Source organism: Nocardia sp. NPDC049707 (genome assembly GCF_040674855.1).
GTDB lineage: Bacteria > Actinomycetota > Actinomycetes > Mycobacteriales > Mycobacteriaceae > Nocardia.
Genome location: NZ_JBFANN010000020.1, coordinates 92,601 through 116,235, shown reverse-complemented (window position 1 = coordinate 116,235; position 23,635 = coordinate 92,601). Strand labels below are relative to the sequence as shown.

Sequence of the window (23,635 nt, the reverse complement as noted above, 5' to 3'; positions counted from 1 at the left end):
CCTCGTCGAGACTTCGCCATCTCTGCACGATTTAGACCTTACTTTGCAGCTCAGGAGCAAACCCACACGAACACATCAGCCCCGGATTCCAACTTTGCTCCAAGATTCACCGGACAAAGGGACTCTAAGGCATCCGAATTGTCCACCGCAGGGTGCGTGTACCCGTCCTCGTCGACGTAGTGACGCAACGCCACACTAGACCCCTCCGAATGCCCCAACTGCGCACTAGCACGCTTCGGGTCCCCCGTCACCCCCGCAACATGCGTCGCCACGGTGTCTCGCAGGTTGCCGAACTGCAACCACTCCAGCGAACTACCCCGCCGGGCGTTCTGCAACGCCGTGTCCGCAGTGCTAAGCCGCACCACACCGCCCTGCATCGAAATGAACACCGCAGCCTCAGGTGACACCTTGCCGCGCTGGTGCTTCCACGCCCGAAGCACGGTCGTCAACCATCGAGGCAGCACCACATAGAAGTCGTTCGACACCTTCGACTTCTTCGCCGACTTCCGGTACGGCTGACGCACATACGCGCCCTTACGAGCCACCATCGTGCCGCCCACATGCAGCGTGATGTTTGCAAAGGATTCATCATCCAAGCCGTGCAAATCACACCAACGCACAGCCAGCGCCTCACCCGGACGAACACCCGTACCGAGGATCAACAACACCAGCGGAAGCAGATACCGCGCCCGCTTCTGGCCCACCCCGATGACCAGGCACAGCTCTTCACGCTCCCCCGCCGTCAACGCGCGCTGACTGCCACCCTCGGACATCGGCCGCGGCACTGGAAGCATCGGACTATAGTCGAATAGCCCGGCGAGCGTGAGAATCTTGAACGTGCCAGACAGGACCGTCCAGTGATGGCCCGCAACGCCGGGGAACGTCTCGGCCATGCTCTCTAGGTAGTCCGCCAGGAATGCAGGTTTCCCAACCTCACCGATCGACAAGCGCCCCAATGTCTTGCTCAGCTTGAGCGCATCAGGTTTGGCTTTCGGCCCTTCGCCCTTGTAGATCGCACGATGGATCGTTGTCAGCGACTGCTCAGTTATCTTGCCTGCGTCGGCCTTCTTCTCCTGCTGCTTGTAGTAGACATCGAACGCCCGAGACATCTTGTCCGACAGCTTGAGATCACCCCGCGAGCTGTCACTCTTGCTCGCACTCCCCTTGCGGCGATTCCGTTCAAACGCCGCATCCCAATCCGCGAGGCATTCCCTACGGGTGCGGCCAGAACCACTGGTCCGCACGTATGCGCCGTTGAACGCGCGATGCCGCACACGAGTCAACCGCCAAATACCATCCGGCCCCTTCACGGGGTTCAGCTTGTGCGGTGGCGGGAGCGCGCCGGGCTCTAATGCATCTTGTGCCATGAAAGTTCCTGTGACCGAAGGAGGTTCACGCCGCCGAGCGCTGCCGCTGCTTTTCCTGCCAGACGCGGACGTCTTCCAACAGGTACCGGTATCGGTTCGACACCTTGAAGCACCGCGGACCTTTCTGCGGTCGCATGGTCGCCCAGTTCTCCAACGTCTTGGGTGCGAACCCGGTGATCGTGGCGACCTCTCGGCGTGTGAGCCATCGTGTTTCTGACATGCGGGAGCCTCCCGTTCCGGAACGACGAAATCCAGACCCACACCATTAGCTACCAGGTAGCCAGTCGATGGCGTCTTGTTTACATCGCAAACATGAGTTTCGCATCAAATGTAATAGACAATGGCCCCGGACACAAGAAACCGCCCCGACCTCAAAACGAGGTCGGGGCGGCTTTCGTTGTACTGCTCGCGATTTTGGTTTGGGAGCCTAGGTCGCGGTGCCGGTCAGCCTACCCCGGATCCGACTCACTGGTCCACACTTTCCGTGCGGGTTCTACCACAGTGGTCGGCGGCTCTCCCAACACATGCGCACGCAACCTTGGCGACCCGCGACGAGCTGTGTCGATGACGTGCGTGGCTTCGCGGCCGGTCAACCCGAGGCGCTGCGCCAGCTCCAGGGGAACCGTCTCGGCGTCGCCGACGAGTTCGACCAGCAACCGGTTACGCGCCTGCTTGGCCGCATGGATATCGGCCTGGGCCAGCCGGAACGCGGACGACCGCTCCGGCGCGCGCCCGCCCTCGCTGCGCTCGTAGATCTCGCCCGTGCCCATCAGCTGGGCTTGCGCGCGTTCGAGCCGCCGCATCACGTCGGAAATCGGATCCAGACTCACACGGCCACGATATCGCGAGCCGCCAGCCGCGCATCGAGATCCTGCACTGCCCGTGACCCCGCCCACGGCGACAGCGCCTTCCGGCCATCTCGGATTGCGCCCGACAACCGCGGCGAGCGGTTGCGTTGGGTCAGATCTGCGGCCTGACCGACCACTGCCGCAGCCTCATCGATATCGCCGACCTGGATGAGTGCCCGCTCCAGCTCAAGCAGAGTCAGCGCGAGATCACGGGTGCGAGTCGGCTCGATCGCCGCGATCGCCCGCCGCGACGCTTCCACCGCCTCAGCTGCATCGCCGAGCAGCGAAAAACATTGCCCCCGATACGATTCCAAAAACGGCTGAGATACGTAGTAGGCGCGGCTGTCGGCAGGGGACAGTTCGACTGCGACGCCGTCCATGGCCCGGGTAGCCTCCTCAAGCGCATCCAAGCATGCCCGGCGTTGCCCAGCAGTCGCATACGCTTCCGCTGTGCGCATCGCGACGTAGGCGCGCAGTCCGAAGTCAGCGGACTGCGCGACCCAGCTGCGAGCAGCGACAGCGTGATCGACAGCGATACGTGGTTTGCCCTGCCAGATCGCGAGCTGACTCAGCCCGGCGAGCATGTACCCGGCTCCGTCGCTGTCCTCCGCCTCATGCGCGATGTCGCGGCCGAGATTGTAGAGCCTTGCGGCCGTCACATAGTCGTTCTGATCCCACGCCAACGCGCCTGCGAGACCGACCCATTCCGCGTGCAGCGATAGCATCGCTGCACGCAGTCCGGCTGGGCAGTCGCCGAGCATCGCTTCGGTCAGTTGTTGCTGCGCGACGACCATCCCTTGCGCCGCAGGGGATCCGAGCGCATCGTCCAACAGCATCGCTTCATGCAGGGTAGAGCGGATCCGTTCAAGCGCCCAACTGTCCGGCCGACCAGCGCCCGACAGCAACCATTGCGCGCGGTCGATATCGGCTCCGAGACCTATCGCGGTGAGCCCTCCCAGCAAGGCGAGCATCTGTCGGCGGTCCACAGCATCCTCCTCAGGATCGTCAGGGCGTAGTCGCCGAAACGCTTTGGCCACATCCTCAGACGCCCCGGACAGCATGGTGTCTAACGCCGCTTGGCACTCGACACCCGGCAATTTGCCTGCCTCCCATTTTTTCAATGTACGAACGTTGACGCCGATCTTGTCGGCAAATTGTCGCTGCGTCATGCGGAAGGCTCCACGCAAGGCCCGGCAATTCTCGCCGTTCCATTCGCTGACCATAGCCATAAGACCCCCAGCTGCCGTAGTGGTAGGGCCACTTTATCTGTGTTGGATCACTTTTGGGGCACCATGGGGCACCCCAGGGGCACTAGCCGTAGCGGGAAGCTCATGCAGCACCCGGCGTCGGGGCGAGCTTCTAGTCTCCGCCGCAGTAGGTAGGCCCCGAAGTGGACTGTTGCGGTACTCCCCTCGAAGCCCTCGGCGCCGGGTGCATCCACCTCCGAACCAAGCAATTTTAGGGGTATCGCCAAATGCCCGCAATAACTTTCGTCATCATCATCGCAGCCTGCGCTATCGCCGCGCTTATCATCCACGCCGCACGCCAGAGATACGGGCCGAACCAACTGCCAGAGTATGGGACCTGCCACCGTGCCCCTGATGCCGTCTACACGGTCGAAGAGGCTGGCTGGGTCATGCAGGAACGCATCAACTGCAACGTCTACGAATGCAACGCGAAGACGATGGCGTGGCAAGTCCTGGTCGAGGCCGGTCGGATCCAGCCAGTGAAGGATCCGCGATGAGCGGCTATATCGAGTTCAGCGACGGCACAGTAGGTCTCGTCGACGACGACGGATGGGTCGACGAATTCGACGGCATCGAGACCACACCCGAACTGGAATCGACTCCCGCGCTTGGCGCGGCGTTCATCGACGTCGACGCCACCTCCGTAGTCGACACCCAGTTGCCGGAGCGGACCGCGTTCGTCGGGCCACCGGCCCCTATGCGTATGCCGGATGGTCTGCCGACGGTCGAGTTGATGGACCAGTTCGTCGCGGCAGTCCGGGAATGGGGAGAATCCTGATGGCACTCACCGAATCCCAGGCCAAGGTGTTGGGCATCATGTCCACGCTCGACAGGATCGAGACCGCGCCAGTCTTGGCTCTGATGACCGGTCTCGGCTCACCCACTACACGGACCGCGCTGCGCATGCTCGAAACCCGCGGTTTGGTCGCCAGTAGCACCACGGTCCCGACCTTCTGGCAGATCACCGCCAACGGCCGATCGGTCATCGGCCGCCCCGTCTATCGCGAATACCGCGATCATCCACGACACGCCGCGCCGCGGTACAGAGACCTCCCCGGCAATCAGTCGGGGAAAGTTAGAAACACCTAACCGAAAGGGATAGGCACTATGGAGCAGTACAATCCGGGTCCGAATAGCAATGCTGGCGACCTCTACAACGAGGATCCCCGCGGCAAGGACGCGCCTCAGCACCGCCTCGGCGAGGATGTCCGGCAGATCAAGGGCCAGGACTGACACCAGCCCCTAGGCATGTGGCACCACCGTCCCCGGCTGTGCGTAGCCGGGGACGGGTTCCAACAACATCGTGAGACTTCCCCGCCACCACAACTCGGGTGCGGGCGGGGTTGAGAGAAGACCCTCAGGGCGTCGTTCCGCAGACCGCCCTGAGGGTCTTCGCAATTCCCGTCCTTCGCCCGATTGTCACTCGCACGCATGTTCGAATAATACTGCGCGAGCGGTCCGAGCGGATCACACCATTCACCTCTTCCCGCCACGCGCACCGATCGATACCCTGAACCTCTCAAACGTGTAACGCGCCACACCGCGGCTCGATTTGATCAGCAACACCACCACACCCGACGCAGGGGGCTTCTACCGTGTCCTATCAACCACCACCCGGACAACCGAACTACGTGCCGCCCCCCGGATACGGGCCGCCTCCGGGATATCCGCCGCGCCCACCGAAAAAGAAGACACCGGTTTGGCCGTGGATACTCATGGGTGCCGTGATCCTCGCGTTCGCTGGCTGCGTCACCGTGATCGGATCAGCCAGCGACACATCCAAATCCGCGAAAGCATCCACAACCGCGGAAGCCACTGTTGCGCAAGGCCAACCCACCACGGCCCCGGCGCCACCGAAGTCAGGGCCGAAAATCGCGCCCGCTGGTTCCGAGGTGCGCGACGGCAAATTCGCTTTCGTCGTAACCTCCGTCGACTCACCTGCCACCGCAGTCGGTTCAGGGATGTGGAAGGCCACAGCCAAAGGGCAGTTCATTGTCGTGCACGTCGACATCACCAATGTTGGCAATGAACCCCGCGGCTACTTCGATGACAACCAGAAGCTGTACGACGATCAAGGGCGCCAGTTCGCCAACGACTCTAAGGCTGCAATGGGCCTGAACACAGAAACCTACGTGTCCGACCTGAACCCAGGCTTCAAACTATCAGTACAGATCGTGTTCGATGTCCCGCCAGGCACAGTGCCCGCCTCGATAGAACTGCACGACTCGATGTTCTCTGGTGGCACACGAGTCGCCTTGAAGTAGATCCGCCGAACACGACGAAAACGGCCCCAACCTCGGAAAGGTTGGGGCCGTTCTGCCAGTTAAGTGGCGGGATCAAACGAGCGCACGAGGCTGTTCCTTCACGCTCGCTCGCAATGCAGGACCAGCACGTCCGCCCTCACACAGTCCCGAGGGGCGGCCGTTGGTGCATCAGGAATCCAGGTTCGGCACGTTCGGAATCTCTCCGACGTGATACAGATAGACCACCTTGTGCACGGTGGCACCCCCGTTCCCTTCTTCATCGGCTCCAACAACCATCTGCGACCCGTAACCTTCCGGGTTGATGATTATGGTCCCGTCCGGGAGCTCCGTATGCCCATAGGGGGCGGGAGCGCCTCCCATCAGCCAGTATGGGTGAGCGAACTTTGCTACCCACCGATTCCGAACAGGGAAGTTTTCGAGGACAGGAACGCCGGGGGGAGTACCACCTATGAAGTAGAATCCTACGTCGCCGTCTTTGTCGGCAGAGAATTCCAGGTGATAGAACTCGGCCCCCGGATATACGTCTGGGATATCGCTCCAGTCCGCAGTAAGCGAGGTTTTGACGTACTGGATTCGCATTTCTCTCCTTAAGGGATAGAGGACATCAGGATGTCCACGAGCTTCGACGTCCCTTGGTAGCTTGGATGCACACCATCGCAGGTGAGTTGCTGATCTATCGGAGACACAACCTGCGACAAGTTGGAGAGAGTGGTCGACGAGTACAAAACACGCATCTCCGAATCAATATCAATCACACCTTGGATGCCACACGGGAGCTGCGACAACCACGAATTGAACTGCTTTCGTACCGTCTCAGATGCAGCCGCAATACCTCGATACGGGTATATGTTCATCGCGTAAATCGGTACCGACACACCGACAATTGCCCTGAGATTGGTAAGGCATGCGGTCCAGTCGGACTGAATCTGAGCTAGCGATCGTCCAACGGCTACATCGTTAGGACCAAGCGCGAGTACAGCCATTTCATATTGGCCGGCGGACGTATCTTGTCGAGTCCAGCCGGAATAAGACGAGCTAGCCCAGGTACTGGCGAATCCGCCATACAGGGCGTTAACCTGGGGCATGATATCGCCGCGACGTTTTGCCCACTGGTCAAAGAACCGGTTGTAAACCTCGGTAGGCGCAGCATCCTGATAGTTACTTGCACTGCCAGACGAAACCAGCGCATATGCGGGCCCCTGAGTGCCTTCCGCGATCGAATCACCGATGACCAGGATGGCTTTTTTACGGTTAGTGGTCTGGTATTCAATCACGAAGTCGATCGGAATCCACGATGCTGTACTGGCAGCCCCAGAGCTAGCCGTCGCAGGGTTAACCGCCGATGTAGTATCCGCCCAGCGCCAGCACCTACCTATCCCCGTCTGCATTGTCTGAGCCGACGAGAAGTGAAACGCTATCGCTACTAGCCAATCCGCCTGTTCTATAACCTGATCTCCGGACGCGGTGATCCACGGAGAAACGTATTGTGTACCGTCGCCCGGTATTGTTCCCGACGTAGCAACCGTGGCACCAATACCGTTAAGGAAATTACCAGTAGCACCAGGGGTGCCTACAGTCTGAGCCGTAGCCTGTCCGACAACAATCTTATCCAGCGTTGCGGCAGTCTGGGCGGCTGTACCGTTAACGCTGGCGTTGTAATTCCTTAGCTTGATTCGCCATTGAGTAGTGCTCGCGGGCAACCTGAAAGGAATGCGAATAGAGCAGCTGGTGACCGATGAAATAGTCGCAGCCGCGCCGGTGCCGAATGTGGTTTGCTGACCGCCCTGCCCGCCGTTGCTGTAGGACAGGGTGCGCGACACCAGGGGGTTATCCGCGACAGCCGCCGCGATGCCCGCCTCCATGTGATTAAGGCGGGCCGCGCTGAGCGGAGATGCTGTGGACGGCGAATCCGACCACAGCTGTTGTACATATGCCATTTATGGAGCCCCCGGATAAAGAGTCGTAGACGGGTAGAGAGTCGTAGACGGGTACGGCGCACTGGTAGCAGCGGCAGACGCGGCACCGGAACCGGTGAAAGCCGCGGTTGCTACAGCGGAGTCAGTCGCTCCAGCGGTGCCGGTACCCGTGTACTGGGCGGAAACTGCGGGCACCGCTGGAGCGCCGAGAGATCCGGAACCGGTGAACTGGGCGGTCGCGGCCGGAACCGCGACCATGGTCAGGCCGCCAGTCCCTGCGAAAGCCGCCGCCTGGGTGGTCGGCACAACAAAGGATCCGGCGCCAGAGAACGCGACAACCACGGATGGAACAGCAGACGCCGATGCCGAACCGCTGCCGGTGAACGCAGCAACTGCCGCTGGTGCCGCTGACACGGTCAGTGTCCCCACGCCCTGCCATGCCGCAGCGGGTGGCGGTTCGTACATCATCCGCTCTGGGATGATTGATACTGTCCTTGCCGGTTGCGTACTGGTGACCGAGGATCGGTTCGGTAGGTGCACCCGCCAACCGGTGGGGGCAGGGAGCGCCGTCACGGTCAGCTCTCGGTGAAGCTGGGCGTCAGCTTGATCGGGCCTGCACCGCCCAGAGTGATGCTCGGCGACAGCAACGCTTTGTCGAGGAAGGTGCCCGCCGTGCTCGCGGTCCACAGTCCCGCGTAGGTGTAGGCGCCAGCAGGCGCGCTGAAGGTCAGTTCAGACATGGTGAGTGTGCCACCACTGCCTGATGTCCAGGTGCCTTGAACGCGGGCGTAGCTTCCACCGGATGCCTCACTGGCACCGGTCGAACCGGGGTCGGCGGTGTGGAGGGATACCCACACGGTGGACGAGCCGGAAAGGGTTTTGTATGCGTCGGCGAGAACCTGCCGAGTCGCGGCTACAGCAATAGGCATTTGTCACTCCTGTCGGGCCACTTGGCCCCGGTACCAGCAGAAATCTTTTCCGTCCGAGTAATGGAGGTAGATCCTGAAATGCGCTGAATTTGGAATGGTGTCGGCCAACGTGGAAGCGATATCCCAACTGACAGACGCCGATGAAACACCCGCCGACCAGGATGCGATCACTGCTCCAGATGGGTCATAGAAGATGAGGTCTGATGTGGTTCCCGCTGGGATTGTTTGCCCAGTCGGCGGGTAAATATCGTGAAGGAAGTCTTGCCCAGCGACTAGGACAAGCGTGTCCACGATCGGTTCATAGCCGATCGTCATAGGAAACCCCCAGGTTATTGGTTAGATGCCGGAATAGATGCGGACGTCGTTCCAGGAGTTCGAGATATTCGACGAGGACCGCGCGACAGCCAACCCGGCATAGGAATTGGATTGCGGTACCACCCCATGCACATTTCCGGTATACAAGATCGGTATGCCGTTTTTTTCCAGCCATGCAACACCGTTGTATACAGAGAACGCGAGCAAATCTCCGGACGCGATCGATACACCGCCGGTTAGTTGATCGAACACTGTGAAAGTGGGGGAAGACCCACCCAGCGACGTCGAGAACCGTGATATGTACACTTTGTTCGAGCAAATATTGGCGCACAAACCTTGTGTGGCATCCGAGTTAGAGCAGGCCACCAACGCGGCCGTGACAGTGCCATTGGGCGCGTTATTGCCGCCCGCGACGGCTTCAACCCTGACTTTTCCGCTCGTTACTCCAGTATCACGAACCAAACCACGGCAACCATCGGCGGTGCCAGTATTTGCCCAAGAATTGTTTTGGATAGCAGCATCGGCGCCGACCTGTGTCCACCCGTTATCTACCGGGCCGTTGGCGCGATTGAAATCGTCGTAATAGAGAGCATTCCACACGTTGACCGACGGGATAGATCTCGTGCGGTCGTAATGGTCGATCTGACGCATCCACGCGTCACACAAACCGGTGTTCAGGAATCGCACGCATCGGCGTGTAGGCCCAAGCTTGAAACTCGGTGTGATCATGCAGCTACCGACGTAGTTGTCGTTCAGCCATACCCGCAGCCACTCGTCGTTTTCGATCCAGATTTTCAACCGAAGCGCACTGCCGTAATAGCCGACCGGGCTTGACCATGAGGCCCTATCCGAGTTGAGCGACATTACATTGTTGAACTCGGCAACCTGGATTACGTCCCCACCGATAGCGGGAGCGTGCATCAGGCGTACGCCTACTACGTTCTGAAATGTGGCACCGATCTTCGTCCACGAGTCGGTGAAATACGTCGAAAATCCCTGTGCTGCAAGCCCTTCGACCGGAAACCAAACCTCGAATTCCAGCCCCCAGTTAGGTGTGAACGGCTGAAACTCGTAGCTTTCGCCGCCGCCATTGACGGTGAGGTAGTTCGAGGGTATGTGCAGTTCTTGCAGGTTATTGATGTCAGCGGCACCGCCGTCGCCGAGATGCACCCACGGCTGCTTCACCGGACTTTCAACGGCCCGATCAAAGCTGTCATACCATCCAGCCCACGCCAGCGGAAGATTGCGGCGCAACAGGAAGCTCATGTTTAGGCTGCTCTAATCTTCGTTGTACATGGCGCCGCTGATAGACGCGTCATCGTGGGTGGCCAAGGTGGCTCGCATCTGTTCCAGGACTTTGCGATTCCCGACAAGGCCGCGACGGTCGGTTGGGTCGAGCAGAGGCCGCAGCGACTCCGGGTCGTGGTCGAACTTGCGGATAGCGGCATCGAACTTGGGGATGGCACGTTCCGGTGTATCCAAGTCGAACAGCATGTCGAGCTGGTCAACGCCGAAGGACGCCGCCCACAACTTCTCCTGATATGCCTCTACCCGTACTTCCTCAGCACACTTGCCTGCACCATAACGGGTTTCGAAGAACCTCATTCCAACACTCCGAACAATAGAATCTGCAATACGACCGGGGCTGTAGACCCCGTTACAGATGTAACGTTTATGTAGACCCGTTCCTTATTGGCCATCAAGCAGTTGAGGTTTGGCCAGTTGCGCCGAGTCTGGTTAGCGGCGAGCGTGAATGATCCGAGCGTGCTGGCAACTGTTCCGGTGGCATCCCACTTCATGAGGTCAAATGACATGCCGTTAGGTTGTGTCAGCAGCGCTGCATGCATATCGGTAATAGTTCGATTCAGTCCAACTGGCACGTTTTGGCACAGGCCGATCAACAATTCGTTGACACCCAAAACTACAGCCGCCGACGCGACCACGAATTCCGCTTCCCAATAGCTTGCGCGGGCCGAAGCGCTCGCAGCCGTACTGTCCGCCGCAGCCGCCTGGTTCGCTGCCGCCTGCGCTTTCGTAACAGCCTGGTCGGCCTTACCCTGCGCTTCGAGTACAAGCGCGTAGTTACCGTCGATGCGGCTCACAACGTTCGTTTGATGCGAATTGTGGGCGTCACCAACCTTGGTAACCGTGCCGCTTGTCATCGCAGACTTAGCGTCGTCCGGGGTCATCGCCTGAAACGCATGGAAATCGCCAGGACCTAGCGCGCCAGACGGATCGCCTTGATTGGGGGCAGTCACCAGACATCACCCCCAATACAGTTGTTAAATGTCGTTCGAGATTTCGGCGGGAATAGGCGGTGGCGACGGAGCGGGAACATGCTCGCGAATGAACGCCAGCAGATCTTTCACGTAGTCGACGAGAACATCGATACGGCGCACGTCCTGGTAATGCTGTTCAACATCGGCGACGTGTTGGGTTTCGAGCGCTTTGACACGCTCACGAAGGTCTTTCAGCTCATCACGTAGAGGCTGCAAAACGGTTTTGAAATCCTCGCGTTGAGAATCCAAACTGCGTGACCTCGGTGTAAACCAGCCGAGGACCACACCCAAAATGCCAGCCGCCGCACCAATAAGGGCGGTGACCACGGATCACCCGAAAGAAGGAGTCTTGGCCGCAGCCACACCCAAACCCAGCGCCGCAGACACAACCGCAATCACCGAAGCCGCCTGCGAATTGTTGAACACGCCATAAGCGGTCAGCAACGGCTGAGCGGCACCGATAACGCCGTACAGCCACGTACGCCACGTCGAAGTGCTGTTCGCGCCTGCCATGGTGAAACCAACGACCGCGGCGACAGCAGCGACAATCAGAGGCGCGTTCGAGTCATTCAGCAGGCCGAACGAAACCAGCGCGACCTGAAGCGGCGCAAGCAGGTAATAGATGCGGGCACGCGCATCGGCAGTGAGATCGCGCAGAGAATCAAAAGACATAGTCGTCTCCTATTGGAATGGAAGGTGTTGTCAGCCCTGGGTGTCAGGCACAGGGACATCGGGGCCGTCCGCGTCGAGCAGAGCGACCGTGGCCCGCTTGCCAGGCCAGTAGATGCAGCCCTTTTCGAACCGCTGCCGGGCGCCGCCGTCAAACGGCTCCTCATCGCTGACAGGCCAACCAAACGGGCCGGACTCGAAACCGCTGCGGTTCCAGCGATTACGGATCTCGCCATGCACCCAAAAGCCAGGACGGCCAGTCTGGCGATAGATAGCGCCACCCTCGAAGCCCTGAACCACACCCGCAGGCAAGTCCGTGTGATGGCCGATCGGGTAGCCGAGAGCCTCCCAACCCAATCGAGCCCACGCCTCGAACACAGCGAGCGGAACCGCGAACGCGCCTGTGCGCGGATGCCAGTACACGTAACCCGAGTTGAACTGTGCGAACCGGCCGACACCGTCAGGGCACGTGTTCTCCCCCACCGTCACACGGTCGCCGAGCCAAGTGTTGACCCCAGCGCAATCGTTGATCGCATTGCCCTGCGGGACAGCCGCCGCGACCGGTGCGGCACCGCTGTAGACACCAGCCCAGTGCGCGGCGACGTCCCACGGGAAGTTCGGGCCGACGTCGGTATGGGTGCCAATACCCAGCGCTTTCGTGACGTACTTGTGGTCCGAGATGCCGTCGCGCACGTCATACGGTGGTGCGATGACATCGGTGGCGAAGCCGTACTTGCGGGCATCCTGCACAGCCAGGTAGCAGGCGATCTTGATGTCGTCTTCGATCGCCATCCACTGATCACGCGACCACGAGGCGCGTGAGCCAGCGAAACACAGGTTGATCGTTCGGCTATTGGCATCGAGCACAGACCATGACGCGTAATCGGTATCCACCACATCGCAGACGACCCCATCACGCACTGTGTAGTGGTAAGAGGCGTCATTTGCGGAGTTGTTCAGATAGGCGGCGAGGCTTTCCGCAGTGCCATCGCCCTCCTGCGTATGCAGAAGAAAGTTCGTGATCCGAGCACCGAACCGGTTAGAGCGAGAATCGCTCATCCGGTCCAACTCGGTGTAGTCAGGCTTGTCAGCCACGGGCGAATCTCCTTGTGCCGGAGTAGGACTCGGCGCGACAGCGGCAGCTTTAGACCACTGGCCGTAGTCGTCCCGAAGAGTCACGTTCACGTCCACACCGACCCCAACGACGGTGTCCGAGTCGATGCGGATTTGGTGGATATGCGCGGCGGGATGATGCGCGCCGTCAGACGGGTAACCGAGGTTGTTGTGCTGCCAAAACCAGGTCGCGACACCGTCTTCGATCGCGTTGTCGATCACGTCGGCGTTCGCGTAGATACCGGTCCATTCGACGCCGACGACCGATGCCCAGCCGCGCACGTAGTCGACGACAGTCGAGTTCCACATGTCGAGGGTCGGCGCCGAGTCGATCGCGCAGTACAGCGGGCGATTGACGGGACCACCAGCCGCGTAATGCAGTTCGAGCGCACGACGGGCGTTCGACTGGCCTGCCGCGAAGCCGCCACGCCAATCGGAGGTGGCATTGCCTCCAGCCGCGAACTGGAAGTTCGTTACGATCTCCAGCCCTGCGGCGAGCAACCGATCGCAGTAGTCGCGGGTCAACGGCTTCGCCTGCATCCACTCGGCGCCTGGACGACGATCCGAGAAGTAGCCGATCACACCGTCGTAGCCAGCAGCCTTGATCGCGGCAGGGTCGATGAGTGCAGCGGAGAAGTCAAGGAGTCGAGCCATCAGACACCGATCTCCTTGTAGCGCTTAAGAATCCCGGAGCGTGCGGCGCCGAGATTGCGTTCGATGACTACGACGCGTTCCTGCTCTGTCGGGTCCGCGTTGCGCAGGTATGCCAAGACCTCAGTGACCGTCGCTGTTATGGGATCGAAGGGGCGTGGCTCGTTACTGACGGTCGCACCGTCACGTGCCGGCTTCCCGTACTTCGTTGGCGGTGGCTTGCCCTCGTAGCCGTCGACGATCTGTTGATCGGACGGAACTGCGGCAGCCGGATCAAAGCCCAACGCTTCCGCCAGTTGGCGTTTCGCGTCCTGTGGGAGGCTGCCGACGAACTCTTTGATGTTGAACTGGTTCCTGTCGGGCTCGTTGATGTCGACCCAGATACCCGGTGAGGTCAGCCAATGCGGGTCGGTTTGCTGCGGGCGCTGATACTTGATCAGGCGTTCCGGAGGAACTACCGAATCCATCGCGCGCACACCGCAATCCCACTGCCGCCGACTGACCATCTTCAGGTACTCGACAGGGAAAGCGAGCGGTGCACCGGACATTCCCGGTAACCCGGAGTACGTGTGAAGCAGGGCCTCTTCCGGGCAATTTGGATTGGTATTGGCCAACGTAGGAAACTCGCCGTCTTTCAGCCACGGCGAAGTGTCGATTTCTGGCTGTTCTGGTTCCTGGTCCATCACTCACCTACCGGCCGAGAGCACCAACATCACGCATCAAGGCGAACAGATCACTGATCATGCCTAGAGCGCGTTGGCCTCGGTCTTTGTTCTTTTCTTTCTCGCCGATGGTGCATTTCCATTCAGCGAATGAGTCCCGATCCCATGCGAGGGTCAGTTCCCGTACACGGTCGACATAGATAGTGAAATCATCGAAGCCGTATTTGGCGGAGAAGTCACCGAGGACTTGCGCGCCGATCCTGTCACCCAGAAAGAAGTGACCCTTGCCGTTGTCGCCAATAAACCATGGTGCACCGTCACGGATAAGCACTTCATGCGAGAACCAAGAACGCGTGTCATGGAATGCTTTACGCAGAGAAAGCAGCGCTTCCAACGTGTACGCGCGGTCCCCATCAGACGCCCGGTATTCAAATAGATGAGCCCATCCAGAATGCGCCTTCCGACCCGGACTTCTAAAATGCATCCAGGCTGCTACAGTATCCCAATATAAAGGCTGAAGCACCGCGTCCAATGCGCCGCCAATGGGCGGGACAAATATCGCCATGGCGAGGAGATCGCCTAGGGTCTGAATTGTAGCTGAAATAAGTTCGTTGACGAATGGAAAACTGTGTCCACCGGCCACCATTTGCACTGCGGTCGACGGAGTAAACGTGAACTTTGACGACTCTATACCGGTCTCTTCGCCCTCAAGATAAACCACGTACGGGCAAATCTTGTCAGTGAGTTTCAGGCCAGGAGTTTTGTACGAATTCGGTACAGCAGGGTCGACGACGTCTTCGATGATTTCGTCGATGAAGTCCTCGGCGATCTGCGCGAAAGTGCGCTTCAAACCAAGGAACGGGTCGCCACCATTCGACGTGTCCGTGTAGTATCCGGACTTGTCGACAATATCGACAACGAGGCAGCCGTTACGCAGCGTTTGGCCCGCGATCGGCTGAGCATCGTCATCAGCGATGTAACGCCGCACTTGGATAGACAGTTGGGCATCTTCCAAGATGTCCTTGGACATGTCCATCCAATACTTGAACCGCGAGTTCGGAATCGACCAAATCGTTCCCGCGTTCATGTCGTCCATGAACGTAGTTGGCTTAATCGCCACCGACCAGTTCGACATCATCGTCGCCGGAGCCGAACCCTGATTCATGGGATCCGAGGGCAGTTCCCACCAATTTTCCTGCTCGCGCATTACGTTCAAAAAGAGGGCCGTCTTCAGGCCCCAAATTGACGGACCGGCCAGGAAGAAAACGCGCGGAAATTGCACGAAGTCAGGTAAAAATGGATTACACCACGCCAGATAATGCTGGAGCGTGAACAGGTCGTGCATCCATCGAACGACTAATACATGGGTGCCGTCTGCTCTTTTTTCAACAGTGTGGTCGAAGAGGATTCCGGACCAGCGTGCACCGTCTTTATCGACGGTGATGAAGACGTTCCGTTTTTCACCCGCGTTGATACGGTCTTTTACCTGCCAGATCCATTTAGCGAGCGGATCCCACAACGGAATCTCAGTCAGTCCCGTTCCGGCCTCGTTGTCGAGCCAGGTGAACTCGGCTGTGTACTCGCTAGAAAGCACTCCAGCTAGTGCGAAGTCACCCGTCCATACGCGAACCAATGGCGGTTCCAGGCGGGCGCGTGCTTCGGCTTCCTCGCGGGCTGTGGTGGCACCCCAAATAGCGCGGCATTGGTCTAGCAACGAGAGTTCGCTGAGGGCAGGCAATACAGATCACATCCGTCTGTGGAAATAACGAGCGCAACAGGAACGCTGAACTGATTGATGAACGAGAATGCGGACAGCTCCGCCGAAGAACGATGGCTTCCGGTAGTCGGCTACGAAGGTCGATATTCGATATCAAGCCGGGGACGCGTGCGCTCCGAGGACCGGTTCTTTCTCCGCAATGGATACCAAGTGCGGGTGCGCAGCAGAATCCTGAAGCCGATCGTTATGAAAAGCGGCGGCTATCATAGCGTTGGCCTGTGCGCGAACGGGTCGGTCCAATCACGCAAGGTGCATGCTCTCGTTCTTGAGGCATTCGTAGGACCACGACCGTCGGGCATGGAAGTCTGTCACAATAATGGCGTGCCAACTGATAACCGTCTCGAAAACCTGCGATACGATACAGCTTCGGCAAACCAGCTAGACAAGGTAATCCATGGCACCCACCACAATGCTCGAAAGACGCACTGCAAGCGAGGACACGAATTCACTCAGGCCAACACCTATTATTCGCCGAATAAGGTAAATGTCAGAGAATGCCTCACTTGTAAACAAGGCAGAGACTTCCAGCGATCCGCACGAGCAGCCTAGAAAAGACCCCACGGACGGCCCCAGCGGTGCGGGCAGTAAATCTCAACGCGAGCGCCACCAGTTGGCGCGTTCTCAACTCGTACGGGTAGCTCCGTAGCAGGCGTATACGGCGGAATGGCGTGAAGAAAATATATTCCATTCATACGGCCGATTAAGTTCGAATCGTTGAAGTCCCTAACCATGAGCTTCATCGGGTTGAGGTCGACCTTCGCCCCGCCTTCGATGTCGCCGAGCGCTGGCAGCGTTATTTTGCGGTTGGACCACGCACCGCCAGGCACGCGATGGTACTTCTTGCCGGTCCAAGAGAAATCCGGAAGCGTCCATTTGCCGCGTGTGACTACCCATTTCAGGTACATGGGTTGGTCGGTGGGGTTGGCGACTGTTACGAAGCCGTCTGTGGTGCCGGATGCGCCTGTTTCGAAGTAGTCGAAATAGGTGTCTTCCCATTTGTCTTCGAACCAAAAAGGCTGGGCGGCCGTGACCGCCATAGGCACGACCGAAGTGCGCGTGAGATGCGGGTCATGCTTCGACTCGAAAACAATGCTTTCGGACAGCGCGAGATACAGTGACCGTTTACCTGAGCGATCCGTGGTGATCGACATCTTGGTTAGTTTTGATGCCGGGTCCCACGGATCTTTCTCGTAATCCCACGCCGCCCGCCACCGCGAGTCGAGGTCTTCCCAATCCTCCGGGGTTTCCCCCTTCAGATGGACACCGAAAGTGATGTCCCGCTGTTCATACTTTTTACCCTGATATGTGGAGCCTTTTTGGAATGCCGACGACTTGTATTTCGTTGTGACCGGGGCGTCATAGATGCCTTTGACGTCGGTTCCCATGAAGATCCGTTCAGACATTCCGGGACCGGCGATAATGAAATGTGAGTCGTCGTCACCAAAGATTTCCACCTTGGCGGACTGACGCAATTAGTTTCCTCTTGCAGAGCGGCTGAGTGCCCGCAGTTCGGCAATCTGCTGCATTTTGCGGCCCGCGTCGTTGACGTCAGCCGGGTAAATGTTGACCGTCATCCGGTTGTCGTTGACAAGCCGATCAGTCGAATCAGTGCCGGATTGCATAGCGTCAGCGGTGCCGACAGGTGACACAGTCGCGGCCCGATAGTTTGCGTTCGCGAGTGCGGCGGATGCTTCAGCAGATGCTTGGCGGGCTTTCTGCCACGAGTCGAGTTTCTGCCCGTATTCGAGCCCAGCTTTTACGACCGGGATTGTGGTTGGATTCGGTATACCGAGGGCACCGAGGTTGGAGTCCCAAAGGTCGGACAGCCCGGTTTTGAATGCGTTACCGAACCGGTCTTGAGCGTTCTTACCGACCTGTTGAAGTGTCTCGACACCGGGATTCGTGGGCACACCAAATAGACCTGGGTTACCGCTGGAGTCGGTGCCGCCATTCAACGGCTGCGGCAACGCCTGCAACCCATTGTTGAATCCGGGAATGTGGTTGATGAAGTCTTGGAACATCTTCCACTGCGGGTTCGTGAGAACCGCTTCCGGAAGCCCGGAGAGGTTCCACCCGAACGTTTTGTGCGGGAAGATGCCGCCCTGGTCGTAGCCGTGGCCTTGGCCCCATGTGGTGGTGAGGTCGTTGCCGTAGCGCGCCCGGTAGTAGTTCAGGGCAGCGACCATGTTCGCGAGCGGGTGAGTTCGGTCATTCGGCAGGCTCTGGTCACGGTAGGTCGCGAACGTGCCAGGGATAACCTGCAAGAGCCCCTGCGCCTCGTTGCCGCCAGAGTTGACGTCTATGACCTGCTGGAGAATGTTCGGGTTACCACCCGACTCGCTGTTGATTTGCGCCAACATGGCGTTGACTTGCTGCGGGTCATCGGCATTGAAACCGGTGCGGCGCATCGCTTCTTGAGCGAGGCCACGCCACTGCTCAGCGCGGGAGGTGGGGTCGTAGTTGACCGTTCCTCCGCCTGCTGAACCGCCTGCGCTGCCTGCTGCAAGGTTGATCAGCTGGTCAACCATCTTGCGGGCGAACGTTTTCGGGATACCACCGAACTGCCCCAAGGCGGGGAAGTCGGGCACCCGGTCAGCGAGCGAGCGAAGTGGCCTGCCGAGCAGGTTTTCGACCGCGAAGTTCCGACCGGAGTTGACGACGTTGCCGATACCGGAGCGGATCCGGTCAAGCAGCGACTTCTTATCGTCGCCGGACAACTCAGCGAGCGGTGCGACGTTGGCCCAGTGGACGTGATCCATATGGCCCGCGAGATCGTTGGCGTAGATGCCTGCCAGCTCGCCCTGATTGGCGGGATCCACGGACTTTCCGCGAGCGTTGTACAGCAGCGGCCCAGGACCATAGATGAGCTGGGTGCTCTGCGGGAACGATGAGAAGATCCAGTTGGCGATCTGCTGGAGCGGTCCAGCAACGTCGACAGCTTGGCCCTTGCCGTGGAACCCTGAGTCACCAGGCCGGAGCGCAGACGTGATCGTCGCGTCCTTGAATGCGGCCTGAACAACGTCAGCCATCCAACGGTCAGCATCCGAACCGAATTGGACGCCACCACCGATCGCGTAGTTGCCGTCACGTGACTGCTGGCCACCGCCACGGAGGACGGATTGCCGCATCCGGTACATCGCCTCATGGCCACCAGCCGCCTTGACCTCTGCCGCGGTCCACATGTGTTCGTCGTTCGACGCCATGATCGGAATCAGGTCGTCTGTTGGCCCGCCTGGCCCCTTGATCGGGCCACCCATCCAACGCCCGACACGTGCGGGTCCTTCAGGGCCGGTTTGTGGTGCTGGCGCGGCTGGCGGTTGGGCACCGATTTGACCGATCGGTTCCCACTTGGGGAGGCCCAATTTGTCGGCTACCTTGTTCCAGATATCACCAAAGCTGTTCAGAACACCGATGACTGCGTTGATCGGGCCTTGGATTGCGCCGACCAGCCCGGACCAAATGGAGCCGATTCCGGATACGATGTCGCCGAACCAGTCTTTGACCCGGTAGAATCCGGTCCGCATTTTCCCGAGGATGTTGTCGCCGATGATGTCGCCGATCGCATCGAACAGGAAGTCTTTGAACGAACCGAATTTGTCTTTCGCGCTGTTAGCGAACGAGGTAACCGATTCAACTACATTGGGTAGGCTGTTTTTGAAATTGTCGAGTGCGCCGCCAGCTTTGGTGGTGACATTGTCGACGATCGACTTTCCGAGATCGACCGCGCCGGTACCCATCTGATACCAGAACGAAGTGACGTCCTTCGCCATGTCTTTGGCTTTGTCACCCAAGTCGGACATGATCGACTTGACGACGTCCACTTGTGCGTGCTGAGCACTATCGATGCCGCCGCCGATCAGTTTCCACGGCGCAATGAGCACCTGCCCTACGCCTTTAGCGGCGCCGCCGACACGCTGACCTGGTGTTTTGCTACCATCGAGCAGTCCGGCAACGTTACCGAGTGGCGTGCTACCGAAATTGAACGCGCCTATTCTGTCCAGCAGATTCGCGACGAGCGTTACCGCGTCCGAAATGCCTTTTACAACCTTCTCGACCTCAGTGAAGAAATCACGGATCTTCTGCTGTCCCTCGGGAGTGCCCAGGAAATCAGCGAGGTTCCGCGAATTCTGAACGAGAGTATCCATCCAGGACTCCCCGGTCTGGTCAGACCCACGGAAGATTTCCCTGATGACATCAATAATGTTCCGTCCGAGACGCATAAACTGCCCGAACGTTTTGATCGACTCTTCCAGGAAGTTTCGAAACTTGTCCTGCCCCTCGGGCGATTCAGCCCATTTACGGAACCGTTCCGTCAGGTTAACAAACCCGTTCGACATACCCGGCAGGAATTCGGATGACACACCCGTCAATGACAGGATTCCTTGCACAAGGTTTTCGAGGCCATCAATGAGCGGGCCGATAGAATCCTTGATGTTGTCGAAGATCTTCGAAACCTTCGACCGCGTCGCATCATTATCCAAATCTGCGAACGCGCGCCGCAAACCGCCATTGATTTCGATCGCGATCCCACGCAAACCCTGCGCGAGAGTCGGCAACCAGTTGTTCGCCAGTTGCGTGACAGTGTCGCCCATCCGATCAAACAGGCTTTGCTGAACCACGGCACGCAGCTCACCGAGGGCCGGTTTCAACGCCAGCATCTTCCGCACAAAATCCTGTGCGGACGGCGACAGCTTCCCCAATGCCTTCTCGAACGCTTCAGCGGCATCCGAGGATTTGGTCATTTCATCGGCAAGGTTCTGGTTAGCTTCAGCTAATGCCTGCTGCGCGTCAGACAGTCGGGTGTTCGCATCCGCCAACGCCTGTTCTGCGTCGATCTCCCCCTGAGCGGCGGACTCCACACGCTCTTTCGCAGACACGACCTGGTCGCTACCTTCAACGCCCTTCGCGTTCGCCTCGGCCGCCTGCTCCGCCAACTCTTGCGACTTACGGATCGTGTCCTGTTGATCGACCAAAGCCTGTTTGACCCGATGCTGCGCCGAAGCACGCTCGACAGCGTCGGAGTTCGGGTCCGAAAAGACCTTGAACAGCTCTTTCTGAGCCTCAGCGACCGCGATCGCAGCGCCCTCTTCATTCAGCGCAGTCCGGCCGAGCGACCGGTTCAGATCATCGATCTCGGTCTTGGCGTCTTTGCGGGCCTTATTCAGCGCCCTCTGCGCATCCAGGGTTTCTTTCTGCGCGGACCGCACACCACGTTCAGCGGTAGCGATACCGCGTTCCGCGTCCTGCACACTGCGCGCCGCCGAAACCTGCTGCTTCTGCGCGGACGCAACAGCCTTCGCATGAGCCTCAGCGTCTTTCGCCGCCGACTCAGCAGCCTTGGCACCGGTCGAGAACGCATCCCCAATGCCCTCGAAACCGACACGCAAGGTGGCAAACGCACCGATAGCGCCAGCGAGCATGCCCGGCAGGAGACCGACAACGCCGAGCGCCTGCGACAACTGGCCAAGCAACGGCACCAACGAGACCACCGCAAGCCCGATCAGCGCGACCTTGGCGAACCCGAGAACGTTGCTGAGTGATAGAGCTTTCCTCGCCGCGTCACCGAGAGCGCTGGAGAACGCCCCATATGCGGCTTCCAGCTTCCCGACGATCGAACTCTGGTCACGGCGCGCACGCTGAAGACGGTTGTCCGCGTCGGCTTCCTGCCCCATAAGACCGGTGACACGGCCCGTGGCGTTAGCGAATTCCCTGCGCGCCCTCGTGAGAGCGTTGGTGGCGTTAATCCGCTGTGACTCAGTCGCATTCGACCGGGCCATCACTTCGGAATGCCGCGCTTCAGCTGCCCGCAGCCTGCCCAGCGCATCGGTTTGCCGGTCCCGTGCCTGTGATAGCCGGGTAGCGATGTTCGCGACCTCAGCTTCAGCACGCGCCACAGACGCACGGTCGATTTCGACTTGCAGCCTGACAGCGCGAATGGGGCGCGTAATAATGTTGCCCGTCAACCGGGTTGCCGCGCGCCCTGCACCGCCTGCACCGATACCGTTGACCTGGTCACCGACAGCGCCCGCGAGAGCACGCAGAGCCAACAACTGAGCGACAGCCGCCGCAGTGTCGACGTTCGCATTGAGCGTCAACGGAATCGCGGCCTGCTCGCGGCGGAACGTCTCCATTTGAGCAGTCGCGCGCGCCAGGTCGATATTGACGTCGACCTTCACATCCGGCATGCCCTTGGTGGCATCCTTGACGCGCCTCCGCAGTCCTGTCGTATTGAGCTTGATGCCGATCTCGGCGTTGATGCCCGCCGACGCGGTCTTCACCAACTCTTTGAGGTCAGTGCGGAATCTGTTCGCCAACTTCGGGCTGGCAGTAACATCAAGCGATTGCTTGATCGGCTCCAGCAAACCCTTCAGATCGGTGCGAAACGTTTTACTGAGCTGCGGTTTTATGGTTAGCCGAGCTTGTCCAGCGGAAAACGTCTGGCCATCAGCCATGCGGCACCGCCCTTTTAGTTTGTTACGCCGAGATTCGCCAGCGCCTCATAGACATTTGCGGTTTCGATGCGGTCCCGGAATATGTCTTCCATCGTCATCGGACGCGGTTCCGGTTTGAACGGAGGCGGAAGTTTCCCGCTAAGCCCTGCGGCATATGCGCGCATCTGCTCTTTAAGAATGTCGATCATCCGCAACTGCAAAAGAATCGACAGCGAATAGCCCTGCGGTGTCGGCGGGCCAGCGACCTCATCAGGCCGTGGTTTTTGTGCCCGCTCCCAACCGATCTCGGGATCCATCGCGACCGCCGAGTGGTAGCGCCCTTCTGGTGGTACACGGTTTGCGAGAATCCGGTACAGCTGTGGCCAGGGATGGTTGCCACGGAAGAAATCCAGCAGATCCCACCCCGGGCCGTATTCCCATAGGTCGCCTTCGATTTGTGCCCCGTAGTCCTCTATGAGGAGTACGAGGGCTAGGCGCCCCCCGGCAGATCAGCGCCTTCCTCGCCGGGTACAGCGTTGAAGTGGTCGTTGATGTCGGACAGCAGCGAGAACAACACCTCGAAGGGTTCGTCTTTCACGATGCCCCATACGATCGGAAACGCTGCGCCGCAAGTGGCTTCGAGCAGCTTCCGCAGATTCGCGGCCTCGAAACTGCCGTCGCTGTCGATGAGCATGGCCATCGCGGTCACACGCTCAACACTGTCGGGAGCAGTGATCTCGGTAGGCGGCTCGGTGCCGTCAAACATGTACGGCGGGCGTGGCTTGTGCTCTTTGCGAGCCTCGTCACGCAGCGTCGCCCAACGGGACTTGGGTGCGACGGTCTTCTTGGGTGCAGTGGGTGCAACCATGCTTGTTCCTCCTGGCGGAACGGGATTACTTGGTGGGCTTCTTGACTGCGCTGGCTGCGGGCTTGTCGTCTTCGGTCACCACAGGGACCGGTGCAGGCGCAGGCTTCGGTTCGGGTTCCGGCTCGGCAGGCGTGATGCGGTAGCCGTGCGCGAGCAGGTGTTCACGCTCAGTAGCCGAACCGACCAGGCACGTACGGCCGTCCGGTGCGGTCATGCGGATAGGTTCAAATGCCATGACGTTCTCCTGGCTGTTCCTGGCAAGGCGTGAGCCAGCCCCGTGCGCGGCCAGGAAACACGCA

26 protein-coding genes are annotated in these 23,635 nt (G+C 59.5%); 6 read left to right on the top strand and 20 right to left on the bottom strand.

Annotation, left to right across the window (positions count from 1 at the left end):
- Window positions 1-50: 50 nt before the first annotated feature.
- The 4 genes from AB0J29_RS19730 to AB0J29_RS19715 form a co-directional block, all read right to left on the bottom strand.
- On the bottom strand, window positions 51-1,367 hold the full coding sequence (locus AB0J29_RS19730; RefSeq protein WP_364787784.1) for a tyrosine-type recombinase/integrase: 1,317 nt from the start codon (window positions 1,365-1,367) through the stop codon (window positions 51-53).
- Window positions 1,368-1,392: 25 nt separating this feature from the next.
- Window positions 1,393-1,587: a DNA-binding protein gene (locus AB0J29_RS19725; protein WP_364787781.1), complete on the bottom strand. Its 195-nt coding sequence runs from the start codon at window positions 1,585-1,587 to the stop codon at window positions 1,393-1,395.
- Window positions 1,588-1,816: 229 nt separating this feature from the next.
- A complete protein-coding gene (locus AB0J29_RS19720) occupies window positions 1,817-2,197 on the bottom strand; it encodes a hypothetical protein (protein WP_364787778.1) in 381 nt (126 codons plus the stop codon).
- Window positions 2,194-3,438 (bottom strand): helix-turn-helix transcriptional regulator, encoded by a 1,245-nt coding sequence (locus tag AB0J29_RS19715; protein ID WP_364787775.1) that lies wholly within the window; start codon window positions 3,436-3,438, stop codon window positions 2,194-2,196. Before AB0J29_RS19715 ends, AB0J29_RS19720 begins: the two co-directional genes overlap by 4 nt.
- A 251-nt stretch (window positions 3,439-3,689) precedes the next feature.
- On the opposite strand from AB0J29_RS19715, the gene AB0J29_RS19710 reads away from it, so the two are divergent.
- The 5 genes from AB0J29_RS19710 to AB0J29_RS19690 all read left to right on the top strand — a co-directional run bounded on the left by AB0J29_RS19710 (window position 3,690) and on the right by AB0J29_RS19690 (window position 5,726).
- On the top strand, window positions 3,690-3,959 hold the full coding sequence (locus tag AB0J29_RS19710; RefSeq protein ID WP_364787772.1) for a hypothetical protein: 270 nt from the start codon (window positions 3,690-3,692) through the stop codon (window positions 3,957-3,959).
- Entirely contained in the window at window positions 3,956-4,240 is a 285-nt protein-coding gene (locus tag AB0J29_RS19705; protein ID WP_364787770.1) for a hypothetical protein, read from the top strand. The genes AB0J29_RS19710 and AB0J29_RS19705 overlap by 4 nt, the downstream gene beginning before the upstream one ends.
- Window positions 4,240-4,551 carry a hypothetical protein gene (locus tag AB0J29_RS19700; RefSeq protein ID WP_364787767.1) on the top strand — a complete coding sequence of 104 codons (312 nt, stop codon included), beginning with the start codon at window positions 4,240-4,242 and terminating at the stop codon, window positions 4,549-4,551. The genes AB0J29_RS19705 and AB0J29_RS19700 overlap by 1 nt, the downstream gene beginning before the upstream one ends.
- Before the next feature lie 18 nt (window positions 4,552-4,569).
- Entirely contained in the window at window positions 4,570-4,695 is a 126-nt protein-coding gene (locus AB0J29_RS19695; RefSeq protein ID WP_364787764.1) for a hypothetical protein, read from the top strand.
- Window positions 4,696-5,177: 482 nt separating this feature from the next.
- Window positions 5,178-5,726 carry a DUF4352 domain-containing protein gene (locus tag AB0J29_RS19690; protein WP_364787761.1) on the top strand — a complete coding sequence of 183 codons (549 nt, stop codon included), beginning with the start codon at window positions 5,178-5,180 and terminating at the stop codon, window positions 5,724-5,726.
- A gap of 168 nt (window positions 5,727-5,894) precedes the next feature.
- On the opposite strand, the gene AB0J29_RS19685 is transcribed toward AB0J29_RS19690, so the two are convergent.
- From AB0J29_RS19685 to AB0J29_RS19635, 11 genes are all read right to left on the bottom strand, one after another.
- On the bottom strand, window positions 5,895-6,305 hold the full coding sequence (locus tag AB0J29_RS19685; protein ID WP_364787758.1) for a hypothetical protein: 411 nt from the start codon (window positions 6,303-6,305) through the stop codon (window positions 5,895-5,897).
- 8 nt (window positions 6,306-6,313) lie between these two features.
- Complete coding sequence (locus AB0J29_RS19680) at window positions 6,314-7,588, bottom strand: SGNH/GDSL hydrolase family protein (protein WP_364787755.1); 1,275 nt, start codon at window positions 7,586-7,588, stop codon at window positions 6,314-6,316.
- Window positions 7,589-8,217: 629 nt separating this feature from the next.
- The gene (locus AB0J29_RS19675; RefSeq protein ID WP_364787752.1) at window positions 8,218-8,571 is read right to left on the bottom strand and encodes a hypothetical protein; all 354 of its coding nucleotides are present in this window, start codon (window positions 8,569-8,571) and stop codon (window positions 8,218-8,220) included.
- Between the two features lie 336 nt (window positions 8,572-8,907).
- Complete coding sequence (locus AB0J29_RS19670; protein ID WP_364787749.1) at window positions 8,908-10,152, bottom strand: hypothetical protein; 1,245 nt, start codon at window positions 10,150-10,152, stop codon at window positions 8,908-8,910.
- A 12-nt stretch (window positions 10,153-10,164) separates the two neighbouring features.
- Window positions 10,165-10,491 carry a hypothetical protein gene (locus AB0J29_RS19665; RefSeq protein ID WP_364787746.1) on the bottom strand — a complete coding sequence of 109 codons (327 nt, stop codon included), beginning with the start codon at window positions 10,489-10,491 and terminating at the stop codon, window positions 10,165-10,167.
- The gene (locus tag AB0J29_RS19660) at window positions 10,488-11,144 is read right to left on the bottom strand and encodes a hypothetical protein (protein WP_364787743.1); all 657 of its coding nucleotides are present in this window, start codon (window positions 11,142-11,144) and stop codon (window positions 10,488-10,490) included. Before AB0J29_RS19660 ends, AB0J29_RS19665 begins: the two co-directional genes overlap by 4 nt.
- A 24-nt stretch (window positions 11,145-11,168) precedes the next feature.
- Window positions 11,169-11,492 (bottom strand): YtxH domain-containing protein, encoded by a 324-nt coding sequence (locus AB0J29_RS19655; protein ID WP_364787740.1) that lies wholly within the window; start codon window positions 11,490-11,492, stop codon window positions 11,169-11,171.
- 3 nt (window positions 11,493-11,495) lie between these two features.
- On the bottom strand, window positions 11,496-11,837 hold the full coding sequence (locus AB0J29_RS19650; protein WP_364787737.1) for a hypothetical protein: 342 nt from the start codon (window positions 11,835-11,837) through the stop codon (window positions 11,496-11,498).
- A gap of 30 nt (window positions 11,838-11,867) precedes the next feature.
- Complete coding sequence (locus AB0J29_RS19645; RefSeq protein ID WP_364787734.1) at window positions 11,868-13,601, bottom strand: glycoside hydrolase domain-containing protein; 1,734 nt, start codon at window positions 13,599-13,601, stop codon at window positions 11,868-11,870.
- Window positions 13,601-14,281 (bottom strand): DUF2744 domain-containing protein, encoded by a 681-nt coding sequence (locus tag AB0J29_RS19640; protein WP_364787731.1) that lies wholly within the window; start codon window positions 14,279-14,281, stop codon window positions 13,601-13,603. The genes AB0J29_RS19645 and AB0J29_RS19640 overlap by 1 nt, the downstream gene beginning before the upstream one ends.
- Before the next feature lie 7 nt (window positions 14,282-14,288).
- Window positions 14,289-15,998 carry a phage tail protein gene (locus AB0J29_RS19635; protein WP_364787728.1) on the bottom strand — a complete coding sequence of 570 codons (1,710 nt, stop codon included), beginning with the start codon at window positions 15,996-15,998 and terminating at the stop codon, window positions 14,289-14,291.
- 57 nt (window positions 15,999-16,055) lie between these two features.
- Between AB0J29_RS19635 and AB0J29_RS19630 the strand changes: the two genes are divergently transcribed.
- Complete coding sequence (locus tag AB0J29_RS19630) at window positions 16,056-16,586, top strand: NUMOD4 motif-containing HNH endonuclease (RefSeq protein ID WP_364787808.1); 531 nt, start codon at window positions 16,056-16,058, stop codon at window positions 16,584-16,586.
- Here the strand turns inward: AB0J29_RS19630 and AB0J29_RS19625 are convergent.
- The 5 genes from AB0J29_RS19625 to AB0J29_RS19605 all read right to left on the bottom strand — a co-directional run bounded on the left by AB0J29_RS19625 (window position 16,583) and on the right by AB0J29_RS19605 (window position 23,571).
- Window positions 16,583-17,509 carry a hypothetical protein gene (locus tag AB0J29_RS19625; protein WP_364787725.1) on the bottom strand — a complete coding sequence of 309 codons (927 nt, stop codon included), beginning with the start codon at window positions 17,507-17,509 and terminating at the stop codon, window positions 16,583-16,585. The two genes, AB0J29_RS19630 and AB0J29_RS19625, sit on opposite strands and share 4 nt — an antisense overlap.
- A complete protein-coding gene (locus AB0J29_RS19620) occupies window positions 17,510-22,489 on the bottom strand; it encodes a transglycosylase SLT domain-containing protein (RefSeq protein ID WP_364787722.1) in 4,980 nt (1,659 codons plus the stop codon). It lies immediately after the preceding gene.
- 14 nt (window positions 22,490-22,503) lie between these two features.
- On the bottom strand, window positions 22,504-22,785 hold the full coding sequence (locus AB0J29_RS19615) for a hypothetical protein (RefSeq protein ID WP_364787719.1): 282 nt from the start codon (window positions 22,783-22,785) through the stop codon (window positions 22,504-22,506).
- A 173-nt stretch (window positions 22,786-22,958) separates the two neighbouring features.
- The gene (locus tag AB0J29_RS19610; protein WP_364787715.1) at window positions 22,959-23,336 is read right to left on the bottom strand and encodes a hypothetical protein; all 378 of its coding nucleotides are present in this window, start codon (window positions 23,334-23,336) and stop codon (window positions 22,959-22,961) included.
- A 25-nt stretch (window positions 23,337-23,361) separates the two neighbouring features.
- On the bottom strand, window positions 23,362-23,571 hold the full coding sequence (locus AB0J29_RS19605) for a hypothetical protein (protein ID WP_364787712.1): 210 nt from the start codon (window positions 23,569-23,571) through the stop codon (window positions 23,362-23,364).
- Between the last annotated feature and the right edge of the window lie 64 nt (window positions 23,572-23,635).

Bases quoted from the DNA above. Each gene is read 5' to 3' on its own strand.
- AB0J29_RS19730 (WP_364787784.1), bottom strand. From the start codon at position 1,367: ATGGCACAAGATGCATTAGAGCCCGGCGCGCTCCCGCCACCGCACAAG.
- AB0J29_RS19725 (WP_364787781.1), bottom strand. From the start codon at position 1,587: ATGTCAGAAACACGATGGCTCACACGCCGAGAGGTCGCCACGATCACC.
- AB0J29_RS19715 (WP_364787775.1), bottom strand. From the start codon at position 3,438: ATGGTCAGCGAATGGAACGGCGAGAATTGCCGGGCCTTGCGTGGAGCC.
- AB0J29_RS19710 (WP_364787772.1), top strand. From the start codon at position 3,690: ATGCCCGCAATAACTTTCGTCATCATCATCGCAGCCTGCGCTATCGCC.
- AB0J29_RS19705 (WP_364787770.1), top strand. From the start codon at position 3,956: ATGAGCGGCTATATCGAGTTCAGCGACGGCACAGTAGGTCTCGTCGAC.
- AB0J29_RS19700 (WP_364787767.1), top strand. From the start codon at position 4,240: ATGGCACTCACCGAATCCCAGGCCAAGGTGTTGGGCATCATGTCCACG.
- AB0J29_RS19695 (WP_364787764.1), top strand. From the start codon at position 4,570: ATGGAGCAGTACAATCCGGGTCCGAATAGCAATGCTGGCGACCTCTAC.
- AB0J29_RS19690 (WP_364787761.1), top strand. From the start codon at position 5,178: ATGGGTGCCGTGATCCTCGCGTTCGCTGGCTGCGTCACCGTGATCGGA.
- AB0J29_RS19685 (WP_364787758.1), bottom strand. From the start codon at position 6,305: ATGCGAATCCAGTACGTCAAAACCTCGCTTACTGCGGACTGGAGCGAT.
- AB0J29_RS19680 (WP_364787755.1), bottom strand. From the start codon at position 7,588: ATGGAGGCGGGCATCGCGGCGGCTGTCGCGGATAACCCCCTGGTGTCG.
- AB0J29_RS19675 (WP_364787752.1), bottom strand. From the start codon at position 8,571: ATGCCTATTGCTGTAGCCGCGACTCGGCAGGTTCTCGCCGACGCATAC.
- AB0J29_RS19670 (WP_364787749.1), bottom strand. From the start codon at position 10,152: ATGAGCTTCCTGTTGCGCCGCAATCTTCCGCTGGCGTGGGCTGGATGG.
- AB0J29_RS19665 (WP_364787746.1), bottom strand. From the start codon at position 10,491: ATGAGGTTCTTCGAAACCCGTTATGGTGCAGGCAAGTGTGCTGAGGAA.
- AB0J29_RS19650 (WP_364787737.1), bottom strand. From the start codon at position 11,837: ATGTCTTTTGATTCTCTGCGCGATCTCACTGCCGATGCGCGTGCCCGC.
- AB0J29_RS19645 (WP_364787734.1), bottom strand. From the start codon at position 13,601: ATGGCTCGACTCCTTGACTTCTCCGCTGCACTCATCGACCCTGCCGCG.
- AB0J29_RS19640 (WP_364787731.1), bottom strand. From the start codon at position 14,281: ATGGACCAGGAACCAGAACAGCCAGAAATCGACACTTCGCCGTGGCTG.
- AB0J29_RS19630 (WP_364787808.1), top strand. From the start codon at position 16,056: ATGAACGAGAATGCGGACAGCTCCGCCGAAGAACGATGGCTTCCGGTA.
- AB0J29_RS19620 (WP_364787722.1), bottom strand. From the start codon at position 22,489: ATGGCTGATGGCCAGACGTTTTCCGCTGGACAAGCTCGGCTAACCATA.
- AB0J29_RS19615 (WP_364787719.1), bottom strand. From the start codon at position 22,785: ATGGATCCCGAGATCGGTTGGGAGCGGGCACAAAAACCACGGCCTGAT.
- AB0J29_RS19610 (WP_364787715.1), bottom strand. From the start codon at position 23,336: ATGGTTGCACCCACTGCACCCAAGAAGACCGTCGCACCCAAGTCCCGT.
- AB0J29_RS19605 (WP_364787712.1), bottom strand. From the start codon at position 23,571: ATGGCATTTGAACCTATCCGCATGACCGCACCGGACGGCCGTACGTGC.